This window comes from Halobacterium bonnevillei (assembly GCF_009831555.1).
Classification (GTDB): Archaea; Halobacteriota; Halobacteria; order Halobacteriales; family Halobacteriaceae; genus Halobacterium; species Halobacterium bonnevillei.
Map to the genome: position 1 here is coordinate 1 of NZ_WUUU01000351.1, position 1079 is coordinate 1079.

The following is a 1079-nucleotide window of genomic DNA, read 5'->3' on the forward strand; positions in this document are numbered from 1 at the left end:
CGAGGTCGGCGCGCCGCGTCCCCGCCTGCGTGCCCAGCATGACGGCGTCCGAGCCGGTGCGTTCGCCGACCCAGCGAGCGGCACAGCGCGCCCCGTTCCCGCACATGTCCGCGGTGGAGCCGTCGGGCTGACGCAGTGTCATCACGGCGCGCGGCGGCGTGTACCGCTCCTCCAGCGCGAGAAAGAGCACGCCGTCCACGCCGATGCGGGCGCAGAGGCGCTCGGCGAACGCGCCCTGTCGGGGACGTAGTTCGCCGCGTCGACGATTGCGAAGTCGTTGCCGGTGCCGTGGTATCGCTCGTAGGGAATCATTGGTCTGGACTGTGTGCTCGGTGCGCCCCTCGCGGGCGCGGCGGGTGCGGGAACGAGTGACGTACGTCGTGTACTGGGCTCATCGTTCTGGGGTAGTGAGGTCCGAAAGCGAGTCGCGTTCGCGGGCGAGGCGGTGGTCGCCGTCCGCCACGGCGACGACCGCGGGCCGCGGCCGGGAGTTGTACTGGGATGCCATCTCGATGCCGTACGCGCCGGCGTTGCCGACGGCGAGCAGGTCGCCGCGCTCCGGGCGCGGGAGCCGCCGGTGCTCCGCGAGGACGTCCGTGCTCTCGCAGATGGGGCCGACGACGGTGACCGACCGTTCCGGACGGTCGCTGGCGTCCCGCGCGAGCGACCGAACCTCGTGGTAGGCGTCGTAGAGTGCGGGCCGGAGGAGCGTCGTCATGCCCGCGTCGACGCCTGCGAGCATCGGGCCGTCCGTCGCCTTCACTGTGTTCACGTCCGTGAGCAGGACCCCCGCGTCCGCGACGAGGAACCGGCCCGGTTCCACGACGAGGTCGGCGTCCACGTCTGCGAGTTCCTCGCGCGTCGCATCCGCGACCGCCTGAAGGTCGAGGGGGCCTGGTCCGGGTGGTAGGGCACGCCGAAGCCGCCGCCGACGTCCACGAACTCGAGGTCCGCCGGCGCCTCACGGGCGACGGCGGCGAGTCGCTCGACGACCTCGCGGTGCGCCTCGACGTCCGCGTCGTCCAGCATCCCGCTCCCCCACGTGGGGCATGAATCCCGACCACGCGAACCCGCGGGCG

2 pseudogenes are annotated in these 1079 nt (G+C 72.8%); both read right to left on the reverse strand.

Annotation, left to right across the window (positions count from 1 at the left end):
* Positions 1-312 (reverse strand): annotated as a pseudogene (locus GRX66_RS20905) (diaminopimelate epimerase); the annotation flags it as partial.
* A 79-nt stretch (positions 313-391) separates the two neighbouring features.
* Positions 392-1079 (reverse strand): annotated as a pseudogene (locus GRX66_RS20240) (diaminopimelate decarboxylase); the annotation flags it as partial.